General features: G+C 40.0%; 19 protein-coding genes. 12 read left to right on the forward strand and 7 right to left on the reverse strand.

Annotated elements, in window-relative coordinates; translation table 11 throughout:
• The first annotated feature begins 69 nt into the window (after nucleotides 1-69).
• The 5 genes from F2B13_RS13620 to F2B13_RS13640 all read left to right on the forward strand — a co-directional run bounded on the left by F2B13_RS13620 (nucleotide 70) and on the right by F2B13_RS13640 (nucleotide 5,789).
• Nucleotides 70-621 carry a CopD family protein gene (locus tag F2B13_RS13620; RefSeq protein ID WP_149273997.1) on the forward strand — a complete coding sequence of 184 codons (552 nt, stop codon included), beginning with the start codon at nucleotides 70-72 and terminating at the stop codon, nucleotides 619-621.
• A gap of 196 nt (nucleotides 622-817) precedes the next feature.
• The gene (locus F2B13_RS13625; protein WP_149275402.1) at nucleotides 818-2,248 is read left to right on the forward strand and encodes a sensor histidine kinase; all 1,431 of its coding nucleotides are present in this window, start codon (nucleotides 818-820) and stop codon (nucleotides 2,246-2,248) included.
• A gap of 18 nt (nucleotides 2,249-2,266) precedes the next feature.
• A complete protein-coding gene (locus F2B13_RS13630) occupies nucleotides 2,267-3,046 on the forward strand; it encodes an enoyl-CoA hydratase-related protein (RefSeq protein WP_149273999.1) in 780 nt (259 codons plus the stop codon).
• A gap of 19 nt (nucleotides 3,047-3,065) precedes the next feature.
• Nucleotides 3,066-4,616 carry a hypothetical protein gene (locus F2B13_RS13635; RefSeq protein WP_232625238.1) on the forward strand — a complete coding sequence of 517 codons (1,551 nt, stop codon included), beginning with the start codon at nucleotides 3,066-3,068 and terminating at the stop codon, nucleotides 4,614-4,616.
• A gap of 75 nt (nucleotides 4,617-4,691) precedes the next feature.
• Nucleotides 4,692-5,789, forward strand: coding sequence for a PA0069 family radical SAM protein (locus tag F2B13_RS13640; RefSeq protein WP_149304430.1), 1,098 nt, complete (start codon nucleotides 4,692-4,694; stop codon nucleotides 5,787-5,789).
• Between the two features lie 119 nt (nucleotides 5,790-5,908).
• On the opposite strand, the gene F2B13_RS13645 is transcribed toward F2B13_RS13640, so the two are convergent.
• The 3 genes from F2B13_RS13645 to F2B13_RS13655 all read right to left on the reverse strand — a co-directional run bounded on the left by F2B13_RS13645 (nucleotide 5,909) and on the right by F2B13_RS13655 (nucleotide 7,841).
• Nucleotides 5,909-6,613 carry an HD domain-containing protein gene (locus tag F2B13_RS13645; protein ID WP_149304431.1) on the reverse strand — a complete coding sequence of 235 codons (705 nt, stop codon included), beginning with the start codon at nucleotides 6,611-6,613 and terminating at the stop codon, nucleotides 5,909-5,911.
• Nucleotides 6,610-7,347 carry a lysophospholipid acyltransferase family protein gene (locus F2B13_RS13650; RefSeq protein WP_149304432.1) on the reverse strand — a complete coding sequence of 246 codons (738 nt, stop codon included), beginning with the start codon at nucleotides 7,345-7,347 and terminating at the stop codon, nucleotides 6,610-6,612. Before F2B13_RS13650 ends, F2B13_RS13645 begins: the two co-directional genes overlap by 4 nt.
• Nucleotides 7,348-7,430: 83 nt before the next feature.
• Nucleotides 7,431-7,841, reverse strand: a complete 411-nt coding sequence (locus F2B13_RS13655; protein WP_149274007.1) for a BrxA/BrxB family bacilliredoxin — start codon at nucleotides 7,839-7,841, stop codon at nucleotides 7,431-7,433.
• Nucleotides 7,842-8,078: 237 nt separating this feature from the next.
• Between F2B13_RS13655 and F2B13_RS13660 the strand changes: the two genes are divergently transcribed.
• The 4 genes from F2B13_RS13660 (at nucleotide 8,079) to F2B13_RS13675 (ending at nucleotide 11,725) form a co-directional block, all read left to right on the forward strand.
• On the forward strand, nucleotides 8,079-8,813 hold the full coding sequence (locus F2B13_RS13660) for a tellurite resistance TerB family protein (protein WP_149274009.1): 735 nt from the start codon (nucleotides 8,079-8,081) through the stop codon (nucleotides 8,811-8,813).
• 120 nt (nucleotides 8,814-8,933) lie between these two features.
• Complete coding sequence (locus F2B13_RS13665) at nucleotides 8,934-9,518, forward strand: HupE/UreJ family protein (protein WP_149274011.1); 585 nt, start codon at nucleotides 8,934-8,936, stop codon at nucleotides 9,516-9,518.
• 128 nt (nucleotides 9,519-9,646) lie between these two features.
• Nucleotides 9,647-10,087, forward strand: a complete 441-nt coding sequence (locus F2B13_RS13670; RefSeq protein ID WP_149274013.1) for a deoxycytidylate deaminase — start codon at nucleotides 9,647-9,649, stop codon at nucleotides 10,085-10,087.
• 12 nt (nucleotides 10,088-10,099) lie between these two features.
• Complete coding sequence (locus F2B13_RS13675; protein WP_149304433.1) at nucleotides 10,100-11,725, forward strand: S41 family peptidase; 1,626 nt, start codon at nucleotides 10,100-10,102, stop codon at nucleotides 11,723-11,725.
• Here F2B13_RS13675 and F2B13_RS13680 read toward each other — a convergent pair.
• Entirely contained in the window at nucleotides 11,722-11,928 is a 207-nt protein-coding gene (locus F2B13_RS13680) for a hypothetical protein (RefSeq protein ID WP_149274017.1), read from the reverse strand. The genes F2B13_RS13675 and F2B13_RS13680 overlap by 4 nt on opposite strands.
• A gap of 24 nt (nucleotides 11,929-11,952) precedes the next feature.
• Nucleotides 11,953-12,531, reverse strand: a complete 579-nt coding sequence (locus F2B13_RS13685; RefSeq protein ID WP_149274019.1) for a MarC family protein — start codon at nucleotides 12,529-12,531, stop codon at nucleotides 11,953-11,955.
• A 118-nt stretch (nucleotides 12,532-12,649) separates the two neighbouring features.
• Here F2B13_RS13685 and F2B13_RS13690 point away from each other — a divergent pair, with 118 nt between their 5' ends.
• Entirely contained in the window at nucleotides 12,650-13,225 is a 576-nt protein-coding gene (locus tag F2B13_RS13690; RefSeq protein ID WP_149274022.1) for a DUF3109 family protein, read from the forward strand.
• Here the strand turns inward: F2B13_RS13690 and F2B13_RS13695 are convergent.
• Together F2B13_RS13695 and F2B13_RS13700 are read right to left on the reverse strand one after the other, a co-directional pair.
• A complete protein-coding gene (locus tag F2B13_RS13695; RefSeq protein ID WP_232622896.1) occupies nucleotides 13,215-15,140 on the reverse strand; it encodes a tetratricopeptide repeat-containing sensor histidine kinase in 1,926 nt (641 codons plus the stop codon). The genes F2B13_RS13690 and F2B13_RS13695 overlap by 11 nt on opposite strands.
• 59 nt (nucleotides 15,141-15,199) lie before the next feature.
• The gene (locus F2B13_RS13700) at nucleotides 15,200-15,934 is read right to left on the reverse strand and encodes a LytR/AlgR family response regulator transcription factor (protein WP_149274024.1); all 735 of its coding nucleotides are present in this window, start codon (nucleotides 15,932-15,934) and stop codon (nucleotides 15,200-15,202) included.
• Nucleotides 15,935-16,347: 413 nt separating this feature from the next.
• On the opposite strand from F2B13_RS13700, the gene F2B13_RS20495 reads away from it, so the two are divergent.
• Nucleotides 16,348-16,485 (forward strand): hypothetical protein, encoded by a 138-nt coding sequence (locus F2B13_RS20495; RefSeq protein ID WP_198439701.1) that lies wholly within the window; start codon nucleotides 16,348-16,350, stop codon nucleotides 16,483-16,485.
• A gap of 45 nt (nucleotides 16,486-16,530) precedes the next feature.
• Complete coding sequence (locus tag F2B13_RS13705; RefSeq protein WP_149274027.1) at nucleotides 16,531-17,076, forward strand: hypothetical protein; 546 nt, start codon at nucleotides 16,531-16,533, stop codon at nucleotides 17,074-17,076.
• Nucleotides 17,077-17,101 lie beyond the last annotated feature (25 nt).

The raw sequence follows: 17,101 nt of genomic DNA on the forward strand, positions 1-17,101 counted from the left end.
TTGTATTCCTTTCGCAAATATGCCTTGAAATTGGCTAACTTTGAATGCGAACCATAAAATAAAATTCTGGTGTCAGACTATTATAATTATATCAAAGCCCTTCACCTAATTTTTGTCATTACATGGTTTGCCGGCCTTTTTTATATTCCCCGCTTGTTTATTTATCACATTGAAGCCGTTGATAAACCTAGTCCTGGCAGGGAAATTTTAGTACAACAGCTGCAATTGATGGCCAGGCGTTTATGGTATATTATTACTTGGCCTTCAGCGATATTGGCTACCGTTTTTGCCATTAGCCTATTGATACTTATGCCTAGTTGGCTGCAGCAACCCTGGATGCACTTAAAATTGGGTTTTGTATTACTTTTGATCGGATACCACTTAAAGACCCATCATATGTTCAGGCAACTACAGCGGAACGAAATTCGCTATACGTCGAGGTATATGCGTATTTGGAATGAAGGCGCAACCATTCTATTGTTTGCTATTATTTTCTTGGTCATACTACGTAGTACCCTTAGTTGGGTGTTCGGGTTGGTCGGGCTTTTTGTATTAGTCCTACTTCTGATGTTAGGGGTCAAGTTGTATAAAAGGTTTCGGGATAACAATCCGGAAGCATGATTTACGTTTTTTAGAGAACAAGAACTATTTTTCTTGGTATAAAGTTTGCATTGCAACGAGAAATTAGATATTCAAGGAAGGAAGGCATGTTTCCTTTTTTTCAAAATTTATGGAGAGACCATAATTAGTACCTTTAAGTTTAAACTTTGAACACTTGTTCACAAAACTTTCCCTTCGGTCGCGCATATTCGTGTCAATGATATTGTTGGTGGTCATTGCGTCCATATTGATTGTGGGTGTGACGGTTTACCAGTATAACGAGCAGTCTCGAGATTACCATGGAGAAAGACTTGAGCGCAAAGAAGAGCAAGTAAGGCAGAGCGTTGAGTATGTTTTGAGGGAAACTACCTTTCCGGTAACTACTGAAAACTTGAGGTATATATTTGATCAAGAAATTTATCGCATTTCCAATGTACAGAGCCAAAGGATGAACATATACGACCTTGATGGCCAGCTTATTAAAAGTTCACGGGCGAAATTCGAAGTCGATTCCATTTCAAATTGTTTAGACCCCTTAATTTTAAATAGAATTGAAGCAAGCGCCGATAAGCGATATGTAGAAGAAAAGGCCTTGGCCGGCGATAATTATAGGGCTTCGTATACGTATATCAAGGACAAAAAATTTAAACCTATTGGTATATTAAATTTGCCCTATTACGAAGATGATTCTTTCAACGATATGGAATTGAGAGAGTTTTTGATGCGTTTGGGCGGGGTATATCTTTTAATGTTATTTATTGCCATCGCACTTTCCTTTTTTATTTCGACATATATTACACGGTCGCTGCAGACGATATCAGACCTTTTGGGAAAGACCGATTTAACTAAAAAGAACCAAAAAATAATAATTGACAATCCTAGTGAGGAAATAGAAAAATTGGTCACTTCCTATAATGCCATGATTGATGAACTCGAGCATAGCGCATCGAAATTGGCACGTAGTGAGCGCGAACAAGCCTGGCGGGAAATGGCGAAACAGGTCGCGCATGAAATTAAAAATCCGTTGACCCCTATGCGATTAAGCGTTCAAAGTTTTCAGAGAAAATTTGACCCGACAGATCCAGACATAGAGAACAAGGTGGCCGAGTACTCGAATACGTTGATTCAACAAATCGATACGATGAGTAGTATTGCCTCGGCATTTTCCAATTTTGCCGAAATGCCCGCCCAACAAAACGAAACGCTGAACGTAGTGAAAATCGTTAAATTGGCTTTGGATATCTTCAACGAAGAGTATATCCACTTTATATCGGATGAAGAAGAGATTATTGCAAAACTTGATCGTACACAACTGATACGTATTGTAACCAATCTCGTAAAGAACGCGATTCAGGCAATTCCTGATGAAGTCCCTCCGCGAATTTTGGTATCTGTAACCTCCGAGGCAGAAACCGTCAAAATTTCTGTTGCTGATAACGGTGTAGGTATAGCCGATGAACTTAAAGAGAAAGTTTTTGAGCCCAAGTTTACGACCAAATCCAGTGGGACCGGGTTGGGGTTAGGGATGGTTAAGAATATTGTAGAGACCTATAAGGGTAGTATTTACTTTAAATCAAAGCCCGGAAAAGGAACCGTTTTTACGGTAAAATTTCCCCAAGAAACGGAGGATCGAATCATCGAAGAGTAGCATACTAAAAAATATAAAATGACTTTTACAAATGTTTTAATATCTATTAAAGAAGGCTTGGCCATTGTTACCATAAACCGGCCTAAGAAACTTAACGCCTTGAATCAAGAAACAATTAAAGAGCTACATGAAGCCTTTGAGGGGCTCCAAGACAATGCCGATGTCAAGGTCATCATCTTAACCGGAAGTGGTGAAAAGGCATTCGTGGCCGGGGCGGATATCTCTGAATTTGCCGATTTTTCGGAAGAAGAAGGACGCCTACTAGCCGCTAATGGACAGAAGTTACTTTTTGATTATATAGAAAACCTAACGACTCCTGTTATTGCAGCGATTAACGGTTTTGCACTTGGGGGCGGACTGGAATTGGCCATGGCATGCCATTTTAGGGTGGCAAGTCACAACGCCAGAATGGGCCTTCCAGAAGTTTCATTGGGGCTAATCCCTGGATATGGGGGTACACAACGGCTGCCACGGTTGATCGGAAAAGGCCGGGCCATGGAGCTGATCATGACTGCTTCCATGATCGATGTGGACCGTGCCCTTGGCTATGGTTTGGTGAATCATGTCGTTTCTCAGGAAGAACTTTTAGGGTTTTGTGAGAAGTTGGCCGGTAAAATATCGAATAATTCCTCCGTTGCCATAGGATATGCAATAAAAGCCATAAATAAAGGTTTTACTCCTAGTAATGGTTTTGCCACGGAAGTAGAGGCTTTCGGAGCTTGTTTTGGCACCCAAGATTTTAAAGAGGGTACTTCTGCGTTTCTAGAGAAACGAAAAGCTGATTTCCCGGGCAAATAAGATACCCAAAAACCTACTTATGAGTATGACAAAAGGCTTCGTGACCATGGTGCTCATGCTTGCTGGCGCACTTACAATGGCACAAGATATCCCAGTGAATTACAATTTGGGCGATAATTATTCCGATAGGTATAAATATTCTACCGTGCTTACGATTGACAGTCCGAATAATGGGCAGACCGTTTTGGTTCGAACGTATTATGGGGGGTTCCCCTTACATCCGAAAGGATATTTTATCGAAATTTACGATGAAGGACTTAACCTAATAACCGATTATAATTACAAATATGCCGGAGACCATATGGTCGATGGCTTTGTAAAGAATGGACAGCTATATTTATTAGAGCTTGTTTACAATTATGATCGGGCCGCCTATCAATATGTTGTTCACCATTCCTCATTGGAAAGTTTTAGTTTTTCGGAAACGATACTTCTTTCTATTCCTTCCAAGGAAGTCCTTAATCCATTAGCGGTGAATAAGTATAACCGTAATTTTGGAAATGGGTTTTCAACGGCGACCTATTTTAATGACGAGCGATCCGCATTTGCCATTACCGTACATTTTAGAGAAGGTAGGGAACAAAAATATGAGGTCTACCTTTACGGCACCGATTTAAAGCCACAATTCGCCTATGACTTCTCGAGCGAAGTAGAAGATAAGAACTACGCCTTTGAAAATATCGAGGTATCAAAAGATCTAAAAACGCTCTATATGATGGGGAAGGCGTATTTCAAAAAAAGAAGGATGGATGCCACCGAAAGAAGGTTTCAGTACGAGTTGGTGCGCTTTGATGCCCAAGGACATAAAATCCAAGAGTTCAATGATGCTGGACGGTTTCCTGAATCATTAAAGCCTATTCTTGTCGATAGTTCCCTCAAAATAGTAGGGTTTTATGCAGATCGTAAAGACAATCGCTACAACGGATTGGTCTATTTTGAGCTAGACAAGGATTCTTTGGCCATTTCGTCAAAAAAATACAATGCTTTCTCTCAACAATTTATGAAAGACAAGTTCGGACGAGAAGTAGATACCGAAGTCAAAAATTTGATTTTCAAGGATGTACATCTAACTCCTTACCATAATATTCTTTTTAGCGCAGAGGAATATTTTGTGAGTAAGGGCGAGGATATAAGCTCAGGACATACCCAAATCACTGAAAGATATCACTATAATGATATTGTTTTGGCTAAACTGAATGCTCAGGGTGATATGGAATGGGCACGAAATATCAATAAGACAGAAGTAACCCAAGGAGATGCCTCATATGCATCATATACCGCCTTTGGCAAAGGGGAAGACATGTATTTCTTCATCAACTCCGGTGAAAATCCTCAAAAAATTGGCAATGAGCGCATTCTTTTTAAGCAAGGCTATAGTAGAAACCCCAACATGTTCGTCATAAAAGTAAATGCCGAGGGGAACCTATCTTACCAAAAGCTTGTCGATGATAAAGAAGTGCGGCTACCTATTATGGTCTCAAGAGCATACATCGATAAGTCCAACGACAACCTACTTTTCTATGCGAAAAGGGGTACTAAGAAACAAATGATTCGTGTTTTGGTGAATTAATGAGGCCGTTAAAATAACCGGGACAGAGAGTAAAAAATAGGATAAATTCCATATTTTTGGAATAAATCCAAAAAAATGTCACATCAGAAAAATGTAAAGAAGGGTCGGGGGGCGCAGAAAACCGTTGCTAACCGATTTTTCGAATACAGCTACGAGACCAGGGCCGACTTTTTAGAATATTGTCGCTTAGAGGGCGAAGAAGCCGAAGAGAATAGAACACAATACGTACCTATTTTTCCCAAAACTATTGTCAATAAGGTAACGAGTCCTGATGTAGGGATGATGTATTCCATGAATCCCTATCAGGGCTGTGAGCATGGTTGTGTTTATTGCTATGCCAGAAATACCCATGAGTTCTGGGGTTATGGCCCTGGCCTTGACTTTGAGCGCTTTATCTTGGTCAAAAAATCGGCAGCAAGCCTTTTGGAGGAAAAATTAAGCAGTAAACAGTGGGAGGCACACACCATAGTACTTTCGGGGAACACCGATTGTTATCAGCCGGCCGAGCACAAATTCGGTATTACAAGGGCTTGTCTAGAGGTATTTCATAAATATAAACATCCAGTAGGCATCATAACTAAAAATGCCCTTATTCTAAGGGACCTTGACATACTAAAAGAATTGGCCAAAGATGGTTTGATCGGTGTCAATATCTCGATTACTTCATTATCGGAAGACACCAGACGTATTCTGGAGCCTCGGACAGCTACGATTCAAAAACGTTTAAAGACCATTCGTACTTTGTCGGAGCACAATATTCCCGTCAATGCCATGTTGGCTCCGATAATTCCCGGAATAAATAGCCATGAAATAATGAATTTGGCAAAAGCCGTGTCAGAACAGGGGGCAACCTCTTTTGCTTTTACCGTAGTGCGGCTAAATGGAGCAATTGGGCAAATTTTTAGTGACTGGATCAGAAAGTCATTACCGGATAGAGCCGAAAAGGTACTATCGCAAATTAGGGCCTGTCACGGGGGTACTTTGAACGATAGCCGTTTTGGAGTACGAAGTCGCGGGGAAGGAAAAATAGCAGAACAAATTCATAATCTGGTTAAATTGGCAAAACATACTTATTTTAAAGACAAAACCTTTCCAACTTTGAACCATGGGTTGTATCATAAATGTAAAGAGGCCAATGGGGTTTCGGAAAGTCGGCAAATGAAACTGTTTTAAATGAATAAGACCGTGGGCAACCTATACTTACCGGCCATTGAATTTGTTTTATTTTGCGGCTAAACTCCTCGTATCCTGCCCTTTATCTAGAAACTTGATTTTTGCTATGCTAAGGCGTTTTATAGTTTCTTTGCCTTTTTGACTAGTGATGAAGGCGCCAACGGATCCCATTCCTTATAAAACTGTTGAAGAAAGGTGAGCATAAAACGATGGCGTTCTTCCGCTAACCTTTTTCCGGTTTCTGTGTTCATTTTATCCTTCAAAAGAAGGAGTTTTTCGTAGAAGTGGTTGATAGTGGGGGCAGTTGACATTTTATACTGTTCTTTGGTGATTTCGAGATTAGGGGCGATCATAGGGTCGTAGAGTTTTCGATTTTTGAAACCACCGTAATTAAATGCCCTTGCGATACCGATAGCACCCATGGCGTCTAGACGATCTGCGTCTTGTACCACTTGAAATTCCTTTGTACGGAAAGGACGGCCTCGACGTTTTTTCAAGGAATTTTTAAACGATATATTTTCAATGATTTTTACGACATGTTTTGTCGTTTTCTTGTTGATCTTAAGCTGGTTCAAAAAGGTTGTGGCCATTTTTGGCCCTATCGATTCATTGCCATCGTTGAATTTGGCATCCGCAATATCGTGTAAAAGTGCAGCTAGGCTTACCACCAGCACATCTACATCTTCATCTTTCGCGATGAGCAGGCTATTTCTAAAGACCCTTTGTATATGAAACCAATCGTGCCCCCCCTCGGCGCCCTGTAAAACTTCTTTTACGAAGTCGATGGTTTGTTCTACATAGTCTGCGTTGCTCGTTTTGCTCATTTGAAAGAGTTAACACCGGATACTACGGCTTTTTCTACTTCTGTCAAAACCGTATCGAGGTTTTCTTTGATTTCAATAGGTCGTTGTACATGAAAAGAAACATGGGCGCCCAGACCCAAGGGGAATTTGCCATATTTCAATAGTTTCCATGAGTCATTAATGCTTACCGGAACTACTAAAGCCCTGGGAGCGTTCTTCATTAATAGTTTTAGGCCAATGGTTTTGAAAGGTTTAGGATGTCCCGTTCGACTGCGTGTGCCTTCGGGAAAGATGACAGCGCTATAGTTGTTTTTTTCGATAAACTTTCCCAGCTTCGATATTTCCATCAGGGCTTGTTTACTATCTTTTCTATCAATGAGAATCGACCCTCCATGACGAAGATTATAGGATACGCTCGGGATTCCCTTGCCCAGCTCTTTCTTACTGACAAATTTAGGATGGTGCTTGCGCATGAACCATACAAGAGGTGGAATATCATGCATGCTTTGATGGTTGGGAACGATGATCAAGGGTCTGTCGGTAGGAAGGTCATGGGGGTTGCTAAAAGTATAGGTAGTGCCTAATACTTGAGTGCTGCGCATGAGGCAAAGGTTGAGTAAAGCCACACTGATCCTGTGTGCTTCATAACCGAACAAATTAAAGCAAACCCATTGAATGGGATGAAAAATCAGCAAACAAAGACCGAATAAGATCAAGTATAGAAAACTCAACGGGTATGCCAATAGCTTCTGCATAATGCAAAAATAAAAAACCGCTTCTTTGAGAAACGGTTTTTAAAGGTTTTTTAGAGTCTCATAATGAGGTTAGACCTAAATCATTAACAAAATTCATCATAGGCTCCCATCAAGTTTTCCGCAATTAGTTCAGCAGGTCTGCCTTCTATATGATGGCGCTCGATCATATGCACCAATTCTCCATCTTTGAACAATGCCATACTTGGAGAAGATGGGGGAAAAGGGATCATTAGATTTCTCGCGGCATTTACCGCCTCGATGTCCACTCCGGCAAACACCGTAACAATGTGGTCCGGTTTTTTGTCGTTCTGCAGACTTAATTTTGCTGCGGGCCTTGCATTCGCTGCTGCGCAACCGCAAACCGAATTCACGACTATCAATGTGGTGCCATTCTGGTTCAATGCTTTTTCAACATCTTCAGCTGTATATAGTTCTTCAAATCCGGCCGAAGCTAGATCTTGTCTCATAGGTTTTACCAATTCTGCGGGATACATAGTTTTGATTTTTTATTTTGGCATACAAAGATACTTATTTTGATGCGTTTACGCAGCGAACTTAACGTTTCATTGGGGAAAATCAAATTTGTACCCATAGCTCTAGCACCAGTCGATTCCTATGCCTCGCTCGGGTTGTTCATGGCATGGCCAAGAAGTCATACCCTTTGGCAGAATTTTCATTGGGCATCAGTATTTGCTGGGCAAAATGTATCTTTGCCGAAAATTTAAGATAACATGATTAAATGGGTCGCGGCCATCCTCGGATATTACCTATTTCGCCTACCTGGTGCAATTTTGGGATTCCTTTTAGGAAGCTTTATCGATAACTTTAGTGGTGGTGGTAGGGGGGCACAATCCATATTTCAGGATATGGCCCGTCAAAGCGTTTCCCCGGCCGATTTTGAACTTAACCTACTTTCGTTGTGTTCTATCGTCATCAAGGCGGATGGAAAGGTAAACCAACGTGAGCTTGATTATGTACGTCAATATTTTTTACAGACTTACGGCAAGGAAAAAGCGAACGCTATTTTTCGAACCTTCAACGAAATCAACAAGAAACACGAAATATCGGCACAGCGTATCTGCAGTTTCTTAAACCAGCGCACCCGATATGAAGTGAGATTACAGTTATTACATTTTCTCTTCGGAATTGCCCAGGCCGATGGAGCTGTCAGCAATCCTGAAATTGTTAAAATTAGGGAGATCGCCGGGTATTTGAGAGTGACCCAGCGTGATTTTGATAGTATAAAGGCCATGTTCATTAAATCGGCCAACAACGCCTATAAGATTCTTGAAATAGAAAAGAACGCCACTGATGAGGAAATTAAAAAGGCCTATCGCACCATGGCTAAGAAGTACCATCCTGATAGGGTAAACACACAGAATGAGGCCATAAAAAAGGGCGCGGAAGAAAAATTCAAGGAAGTGCAAAGAGCCTATGAAGAAATTCAGAAAGAAAGAGGTCTTTAGTGCTAATCAACATCGAATTTTAAGGCGTGAAGCATGAGTGCGGAATGCGGATTGCGCCAGAGTTCAATTAATGAAGTGTCATGATTTTTGGCGATGAACAAGGTTGTTTAAAACGTTACTATGAGTGATTTTTGGTTTTATTTAAAATTAGGTCTTAACCACGTACTTGACTTTTCGGGCTACGACCATATGCTTTTTTTATGTGCCTTGGCTATACCCTTCACCATTAAACAATGGAAACAAGTAGCACTTTTGGCCACCTTATTTACAATAGCACATTGTACCTCTCTGACTCTTTCGGCCTATGATATCTTGGCGGTCGATACGGGGTTGATCGAGTTTTTGATCCCGGTAACCATATTTTTAACGGCACTCTTTAATAAACTCGAGATAAAGATTTCCACTTTGTCTTTAGGCATTTACTTGCAGAGTCTAACTACCACTTTCTTTGGTTTGATACATGGTTTTGGTTTTTCAAACTACTTCAATATGATGTTGGCTCAAGAGGATGAAAAATTGAAGCCCTTGTTCGGTTTTGCAACTGGACTAGAAATTGCTCAAATCGTTATAATTTTAATTGTGCTGTTATTCTCCTTTTGTATGCTTTCCATTTTGAAAGTACGTAAAGATTATTATGTTCTCGTGGCATCGGCAATTATTGGATTGATTACAATACCGATGATGATTCGAACGTTTCCTTTTTGATGCCTCTCTAATTTTTCACTTAAAATTAACTCTCGAATTATTGTTGGGCTATTTGAAAGCGGGTATCTTAGTGTTTTGCCCCAAAGAATCATAAATGGGTTGATTCTAAATTCCTTTTTCCAAATGGTATGAAAAAAGAAAAACAGACCAAATATGATAAGGCCTATTTGCGCATGGCTCAAGAATGGGGCAAGCTTTCTTACTGTGAAAGAAAGCAGGTAGGGGCAATTATCGTGAAAGATCGAATGATTATTTCTGACGGTTATAATGGCACTCCGACCGGTTTTGAAAATGTTTGCGAAGATGATGAAGGATATACTAAATGGTATGTGCTTCATGCCGAAGCAAATGCTATCAGTAAAGTTGCTTCTTCTACCCAGTCCTGTGAAGGCGCAACCCTTTACATCACTTTGTCACCTTGTCGTGAATGTAGTAAGCTGATCCATCAGTCTGGTATTAAACGCGTTGTATACCGCATTGCTTACAAAGATGATTCAGGGCTTCAGTTTCTAAAACGCGCAGGTGTCGAATTGGTACACATGCCTGAAATAGAAGCCTTGGTCCACTAGCTTCTGATTTTTATGAAAAGAAAATATAGTTACATATGGCCTACTGTTATAGCCGCAGCAATTGCCGTGGGTATTTTTGTGGGAGGAAAGTTACATTTTAACGACAGTCCAGAGCGACTCTTCACCAAAAATTCAAACAAAGATAAGTTGAATCGTCTTATCGATTATATCGATTATGAATATGTCGACGATATAGATACCGATAGTATAGTCGATGTGACGGTAAATCAAATTTTAGAAAAGCTTGACCCCCATTCCGTCTACATTCCAAAGAGTGAAATGGACCGGGTTTCCGAAAATATGAAAGGCGATTTTGTAGGGATAGGAATCAATTTTTATCCGTATAATGACACTATTGCCGTCATCCGAACAATTCCGAACGGGCCGAGTTATTTAAAGGGGATCAAGGCTGGCGATCGCATTCTTACGGCTGATAGCGACACTTTATATGGCAAAGATTTGGGAAGTGATGCTATAGTTGGAAAATTGAGGGGAACGAAAGGAAGTTCAGTAAAACTGGAAGTGTACAGAAAGGAAGAAGATAGGATATTTACTGTAGACATAAAAAGAGGTGTCGTTCCCATTAAAAGCGTTGAGGCGTACTGCATGCTTTCGGACGATATGGGCTATATAAAGGTGAACCGTTTTGCAGAGACTACTTATAGGGAGTTTAAAGATGCTCTTGCTATACTTCGCAAAAAGGGCGCAAAGAAATTAACCCTGGATCTTCGAGACAATCCAGGAGGGTATCTGGGTGTGGCCGAGCAGATGGCCGATGAATTTTTGGAAAAGGGCAAGCTAATATTATTCACCAAGAATAAAACGGGAAAAGTCGATAAAATCTATGCTACGGATAAAGGAAGCTTTGAAGATAAACCGATTTACGTACTGATTAATGAGCGCTCTGCATCGGCAAGTGAAATTATTGCAGGAGCGTTGCAAGATAATGATATCGGAACCATTGTGGGCCGTCGATCTTTTGGTAAAGGGTTAGTTCAGCGCGAGATGGACCTTGGAGATGGTTCCGCTGTAAGACTCACAGTTTCAAGATATTACACGCCAACGGGGCGTAGTATTCAAAAGTCGTATGATAAAGGAAGCAAGGACTATTATCAAAGATTTACAGATCGCTACCACAGTGGAGAGTTGATATCTGTCGACAGTATAAAAGTAGCGGATTCTTTAAAATTTACCACTCCTAAAGGCAAAATAGTATACGGGGGCGGTGGAATTATCCCAGACGTTTTTGTGCCTATGGGATCGAATGAAGAAGAAGCTGTTGAAAGTATGGATAGTTATGGCTGGCTTTCTTATTTTATTTTTGAACATTTAGATGAATCTAGAAACCAATATAGCGACTACAGCGAAGATGACTTTATTGAAAACTTCAAGGTAGACGACATCCTTTTTGAAAGGTTTGTGGACTATTCCTTGGCTAAAAGTCTGAAAATGAATTTCTATGATTACGAGCGGAGCATCAAAATTTATTTAAAGGCCGCACTGGCAGAACAATTGTTTGGGCCTAATGTACATGCCAAAATAAAGAGTGCTGAAGATGATATGCTGCAAAAGGTCTTGGAGCTTGATGATCCTTTGGTTAGACAGCAGGAGGCGGAAGCCATAGAAAGTAGGAATTAACCTTTCTTATCTATTTTTTCTTGAATTTTTTTACTGGTCCTATAAATCAAAAGGAGTAAGATGGCACAAAATGGGGCAATTATCCCGATGATGGCAACGGTACTATTCCCCTGCAAGGGCTTTTCAAAATCTATTAGGGTCACATTATACGCCACTAGTAATAAGGCGATTATGATAAAAACAATATGTAGTGTTTTGTTCATGATTTACGTTTGATGTTGTGAAATTCAGAATAGTTGGTTGATATTGGTAGTAAATAATTTTACTGCGATGGCCAAAAGAATTACCCCAAAAATTTTACGAATGATATTGAGCCCATTTTTCCCTAATACTTTTTCAATACGACGGGATGATTTCAAAACAAGGTATACAAAAATAGTATTAAAAATGATGGCTAAAATGATATTCTCTACATGATATTCGGCTCTCAGCGAAAGTAGGGCGGTAAGGGTCCCCGCTCCGGCAATTAGTGGAAAAGCAATAGGCACTATTGAAGCACTCTCGGGCTCGTCTTCCTTATAGAGGGTAATTCCCAAAATCATTTCGATGGCCAAAAAAAAGATAATAAAAGCCCCGGCTACGGCAAAGGAGTATACATCTATACCTATAAGATTTAAAATTTCTTCACCTACGAACAGAAAAGCGACCATAATGATTGCCGAGACTACAGATGCTTTTTCCGATTGGATATGGCCTACTTTTTTCCGCAGGCCTATAATTATAGGAATACTGCCCAAAATGTCAATGACAGCAAAGAGTACCATTGTAGCAGTTGCGATTTCCCTAAGATTGAAATTGAATTCCATACCGTGGAATATTTTTGCAAAATTACATTTATTGAGAGGTATATCCAGCTTAGTTATATAAAATAATCGGTGTAACAATTATGATTTAAAACTATCTTTGCCAAGTTAAAAAAACAGTATGTTTCAACTTGGTAAAACTATTGTATCGGAAGAAATAATCGAAAACGATTTTGTCTGTAATCTTACAGCCTGTAAAGGGGCCTGTTGTGTAGACGGAAATGCCGGAGCACCCTTAGAAGATAAAGAGACCAATGTTTTATTGGAAATTTATAATAGGGTCAAACCTTTTTTGCGTTCAGAGGGTATTAAGGCCATAGAGCAACAAGGGGCGTTCGTTAAGGGAGAAGATGGTGAGTGGGAGACTCCTCTAGTTGACGAGAGTGAATGTGCTTATGTAGTGTTTTCCGAAACCGGAACGGCAAAATGTGGTATAGAGGAGGCTTATAATCAAGGCGCGATAAAATGGAAAAAACCTGTCTCGTGTCATTTATATCCCGTGAGGGTAAGAGAGTATTCCGAACTTACCGCTGTAAATTACCATAAATGGGAAATCTGTGACCCGGCGTGTACCTTTGGCGAAGCATTGAAAGTTCCTATATATAAGTTTGTAAAGGAGGCCCTGATTCGCAAATTCGGGACAGCTTGGTATAACGAATTGGAGCATGTTGCCGAAGAGCATGGTACTAGGTCGTAGGAATATGTAATATCACTTGGGTGCCATTGGCTTGCCCCAGTTTATTATAAAGGTCGATTATCTCCACATGAAATGTATTCAAATAGTCTTTAGAAAAATTGGCCAATCGTTCTTTGGTTATTGCTATTCCAACGGACTTTCGTTTTAACACTTTATTCTTCTTCAGTTTTTCGGCGGCTTCGCGTCCTACCCCATTGTCGGTTATTGAAATATGAATGTAGCCCTTTGTGTCTTTTGAAATATGCAAAGAGATATTCTTTTCTCCGCTTTTTGACGAAAGCCCATGCCAAAGCGCATTCTCTAGAAAAGGTTGTAGTATGAGCGAAGGAATTCGTATGGTATGAGTATCTATTCCTTCGTCAACGATTATCTTAAAATTAATTTCGTTGGAGAATCGAATGTTTTCAATATTCATATAAAGATCGATTGTTTCCAATTCTTCGGCCAAGGGGATTTCGCGAACCGATGAGGCCTCAAGAATCTTACGAACTAATTTGGAAAACTTATTCAGATAGTGAACTGCATTTTTTTGCTCATTATTGATAATATAGAGCTTTATAGAATTAAGTGAGTTGAACAAAAAATGAGGGTTCATTTGACTTCGGAGCATACTTTGTTCCAAGGTCAGGAGCTTTTTTTCGTTCTTGAGTTGGTACTGTCTGTAGAGAATGTAAAAAATGCCTGCCAACAAAGCGAGTGCAATACCACCGATGAGCAATACCGTTTTACTTTTTTGCGCCTCCATTTCTAACATTTCGGCTTTTTGCGATAAGATTTGTATCTCGTTGTTTTTCTTTTCTGAATCGTATCTGAGAATGATATCGTTGACATAGCGTACCGTACTTTCGTTCAGAATTTCTTGGTCTACTTGTACGGCCTTTTTGGTATAGCCTAGTGCCTTTTCGAAGTTGCCTGTTTTTTCATACAGATCCGACAATAAATGACTGGCTTTGGCCACAGCATCCCTTAGTCTTCTGGTTTCAGCAATTCTTAAGCCTTCCAACATATTGGCTTCTGCGGTTTCATACGCATTTTGTAACATCTGTGCCCAGCCCAGGTTGATATAAACAGGGGCCGTTAAAAAACCATCCCCTAATTTCTTTGACAAAGGCAGGGTTTCATCCAAAAGCCTTTCCGCCTCCTCGCTACGGTCTTGTTTCAAGTAAATCTGAGCGATACTGGTCCTACAGATAACTCGCCCCATACTATTATCGATTTCTTCGTTGAATTTCAATGAAGTGCGGTAGTTGTCGAGGGCCTTTTCCAATTCACCTTGCGCTTCTTGACATTCTCCGATATTTTGATGATTGATAGCTATACCTAAGGGGTTGTCGAGCTCGGCTTCAAGAATCAAGGATTTTTCGAAGTAGGAAATGGCTTCCCCGTATTGCTTTAGCATTTGATATAAGTTTCCGATACAGTTGTAGGAAACATTGATACTTCTCTTCAGGCTTCGTGACGGATTCTTGACTGTTTCGGCCAATTCGAGGGCCTGCTGGTTATAGTCCATTGCCGTTCGAATAGAGGATATCCTTCGATAGACTACTCCGAGATTGTTCAAGCTCATAACCCTGAACTCGAGATCGTCAATTCTGTTGGCTATTCGCAACGCCTGTTCATGAAACGCTATGGCCTTGGTATATTGTGAAGTATTCCGATAGGTCCTTCCCAGTTCATTCAATGCATAAATCTGGCCTTGGGTGTATCTTTTTTGCGCAGAAGCGTTCTCAAAATAGCGCATGAGTAATGTATCGGTTCTTACCGGATGCAAAATGGAATGGATTTCTGTAAAGGTCTTGGGCGAGGCGTTGATCAAGCTATCTACGGAGTCCGTCGAACCATCAGGTAGCATTTGTGAAAAAAGAGCTCCGAAAGAAAGGAGACAAATAGTGCAATTCAAGACAAATTTGCCCAAATGTGAGACACTTGGGCAGGTAGAGAAACTTTTATGTACAGGGAGAAACGACATCAATACTACAGCATATCCAGAAAATCGGATTTCTTCTGCCTAGAAACAGGAATTTTATGATTCGATACCAAAACTACATAACCGTCGGTTTTCAAAAATTCCTTTATCTTGTTCAGATTGATGATGTATGAATTATGTATTCTGAAAAATGAGGCTTCAGGGAGGAGTTCATTAACTTCCTTCAATTTTTTGGTAAGGACAATCTTATGCCCGTCACTTAAAAATATTGTACTGTAGTTTCCATCTGATTCGGCGTAGAGAATTTCTTCGCTGTCCAAGAAAACCAGCTTTCCATCCGTGTTAAACGTGATTTTTTTATGCTTGGCATGTGAATTAAAGTTCAACAATATTTTTTCCAAGCGTTCGGCTGTGTAGTTTTTGGCATTGTACTTTCTGATCTTAACTATGGTATCCTTAAGGTCATCGGTATCTATCGGTTTCAATAGGTAGTCTATGGCCTCATTCTTGAGCGCTTTTATCGCATATTGGTTATAGGCAGTAGTGATGACGACCGGAAAGTTTTTGTTGGTCAATTTTTGAATGAATTGAAAGCCGTCCATAGTTGGCATTTCAATGTCCAGAAAGAGGCAATCCGGAGTATGTTTTTCCAAATATTCAAGGGCTTCAAAAGGATCGGTAAATGAAGCATCGACCTTAATCTCGTCACTGAAATTGGTCAATTCCCAAGATAGACTCTGCAATGCCTTGATTTCATCGTCTACAATTACGGCTTCTAACATATATTATTTGATTAAAATGTGTCGGTTTTGACGAGGTCATTTCCGTTCGATATATTGAATGGTTTGGTTTATTATTCGATATGATAAGGTATATAGAACACCTTTAAGGTACTCAAATATAGGTTTATCCGTAGAGCATAAAAAAAAAGATGTATCGATGGGGTCATTCGAAGTATAATTGGTAAAAAAACGGGTGAAAACGGTTTGATTATATTTTGTAGGGCTTTTCATCGTCTAAAGCACCTGTTTCCAGAACTTCCCAACGTTTAAATCTCGTAGATACCATTTATACAGAAAACGGAGCCATTTATACATAACGAACTTTACTATTTGAAGGGCGGGGGTAATTTAGGAGCAAATATTTTAAATGAAATCGGGCTTGTCTGACCCGGTATCAATTCATCAGAATGATTATGAAAAAATGTTTTCTCATGTTCGCTTTATTGGTAATGACCTTGTTATTGACGGTCTTAACGGGGAACGAACCAGAATTGATTCTTGATCATGATCTTGTCGCCAGCCAAGAAGCGGAAAGGGCGATATCAGAATGAAAGCGACTAGGCACAGGCATATAGGTAATTTAAATTAGAGATATTATGGTAATCTATATAACGAAAATGAGTAAAATGGGTTTCTTGGCCCTATTAACTTTGGGTCTTACTTCGACTACAGGGGTCCCTAAAGACTATTGGCCCAAACCAATTGAAGGCAATTATGATTTACAGGTCAAGGGTAAACTTAATGGGGAATTGGCAGGGCGGATAAGTTTTACAATTACATCAAGGGAAGAAATTCCTAATTCCGGGAACCAAATTACTACCCTAGAATTGAAACTGAATAATTCTGATACTGGAAAAGCACATCGTTTAGGATTTCTAATTGCCAAGCATGGTTCGCCAGAGGATTTTGTCGGAAATCATAAGTTCATTGATACCCACAGGGGGCTCTTAGATCGCAACGAAGAGGTTTTTGCATTTGCAGATATAGAAAACCTTGGGGAAAGACCTTTTTTTGCACACCATGGAGATATTGAAATAACCCAAATATCGCCTGACAAAATAGAAGGAAATATGAATGTCTCTTTTAAGGATTTTGAAGGGACAAGATTGCAACTGACGGGTAGATTTGTAGCAACGAACTAGAGAGGGAAATGGCATCATGACTTTC

This window comes from Pareuzebyella sediminis, from assembly GCF_008367235.1.
Classification (GTDB): Bacteria; Bacteroidota; Bacteroidia; order Flavobacteriales; family Flavobacteriaceae; genus Pareuzebyella; species Pareuzebyella sediminis.

What these genes read in the sequence shown, in the direction of transcription:
- F2B13_RS13665 (WP_149274011.1), top strand. Translation starts at nt 8,934, where the DNA reads ATGAGTGATTTTTGGTTTTATTTAAAATTAGGTCTTAACCACGTACTT.
- F2B13_RS13650 (WP_149304432.1), bottom strand. Translation starts at nt 7,347, where the DNA reads ATGCAGAAGCTATTGGCATACCCGTTGAGTTTTCTATACTTGATCTTA.
- F2B13_RS13690 (WP_149274022.1), top strand. Translation starts at nt 12,650, where the DNA reads ATGTTTCAACTTGGTAAAACTATTGTATCGGAAGAAATAATCGAAAAC.
- F2B13_RS13660 (WP_149274009.1), top strand. Translation starts at nt 8,079, where the DNA reads ATGATTAAATGGGTCGCGGCCATCCTCGGATATTACCTATTTCGCCTA.
- F2B13_RS13645 (WP_149304431.1), bottom strand. Translation starts at nt 6,613, where the DNA reads ATGAGCAAAACGAGCAACGCAGACTATGTAGAACAAACCATCGACTTC.
- F2B13_RS13625 (WP_149275402.1), top strand. Translation starts at nt 818, where the DNA reads ATGATATTGTTGGTGGTCATTGCGTCCATATTGATTGTGGGTGTGACG.
- F2B13_RS13630 (WP_149273999.1), top strand. Translation starts at nt 2,267, where the DNA reads ATGACTTTTACAAATGTTTTAATATCTATTAAAGAAGGCTTGGCCATT.
- F2B13_RS13635 (WP_232625238.1), top strand. Translation starts at nt 3,066, where the DNA reads ATGAGTATGACAAAAGGCTTCGTGACCATGGTGCTCATGCTTGCTGGC.
- F2B13_RS13700 (WP_149274024.1), bottom strand. Translation starts at nt 15,934, where the DNA reads ATGTTAGAAGCCGTAATTGTAGACGATGAAATCAAGGCATTGCAGAGT.
- F2B13_RS13675 (WP_149304433.1), top strand. Translation starts at nt 10,100, where the DNA reads ATGAAAAGAAAATATAGTTACATATGGCCTACTGTTATAGCCGCAGCA.
- F2B13_RS13640 (WP_149304430.1), top strand. Translation starts at nt 4,692, where the DNA reads ATGTCACATCAGAAAAATGTAAAGAAGGGTCGGGGGGCGCAGAAAACC.
- F2B13_RS20495 (WP_198439701.1), top strand. Translation starts at nt 16,348, where the DNA reads ATGAAAAAATGTTTTCTCATGTTCGCTTTATTGGTAATGACCTTGTTA.
- F2B13_RS13655 (WP_149274007.1), bottom strand. Translation starts at nt 7,841, where the DNA reads ATGTATCCCGCAGAATTGGTAAAACCTATGAGACAAGATCTAGCTTCG.
- F2B13_RS13680 (WP_149274017.1), bottom strand. Translation starts at nt 11,928, where the DNA reads ATGAACAAAACACTACATATTGTTTTTATCATAATCGCCTTATTACTA.
- F2B13_RS13705 (WP_149274027.1), top strand. Translation starts at nt 16,531, where the DNA reads ATGGTAATCTATATAACGAAAATGAGTAAAATGGGTTTCTTGGCCCTA.
- F2B13_RS13670 (WP_149274013.1), top strand. Translation starts at nt 9,647, where the DNA reads ATGAAAAAAGAAAAACAGACCAAATATGATAAGGCCTATTTGCGCATG.
- F2B13_RS13685 (WP_149274019.1), bottom strand. Translation starts at nt 12,531, where the DNA reads ATGGAATTCAATTTCAATCTTAGGGAAATCGCAACTGCTACAATGGTA.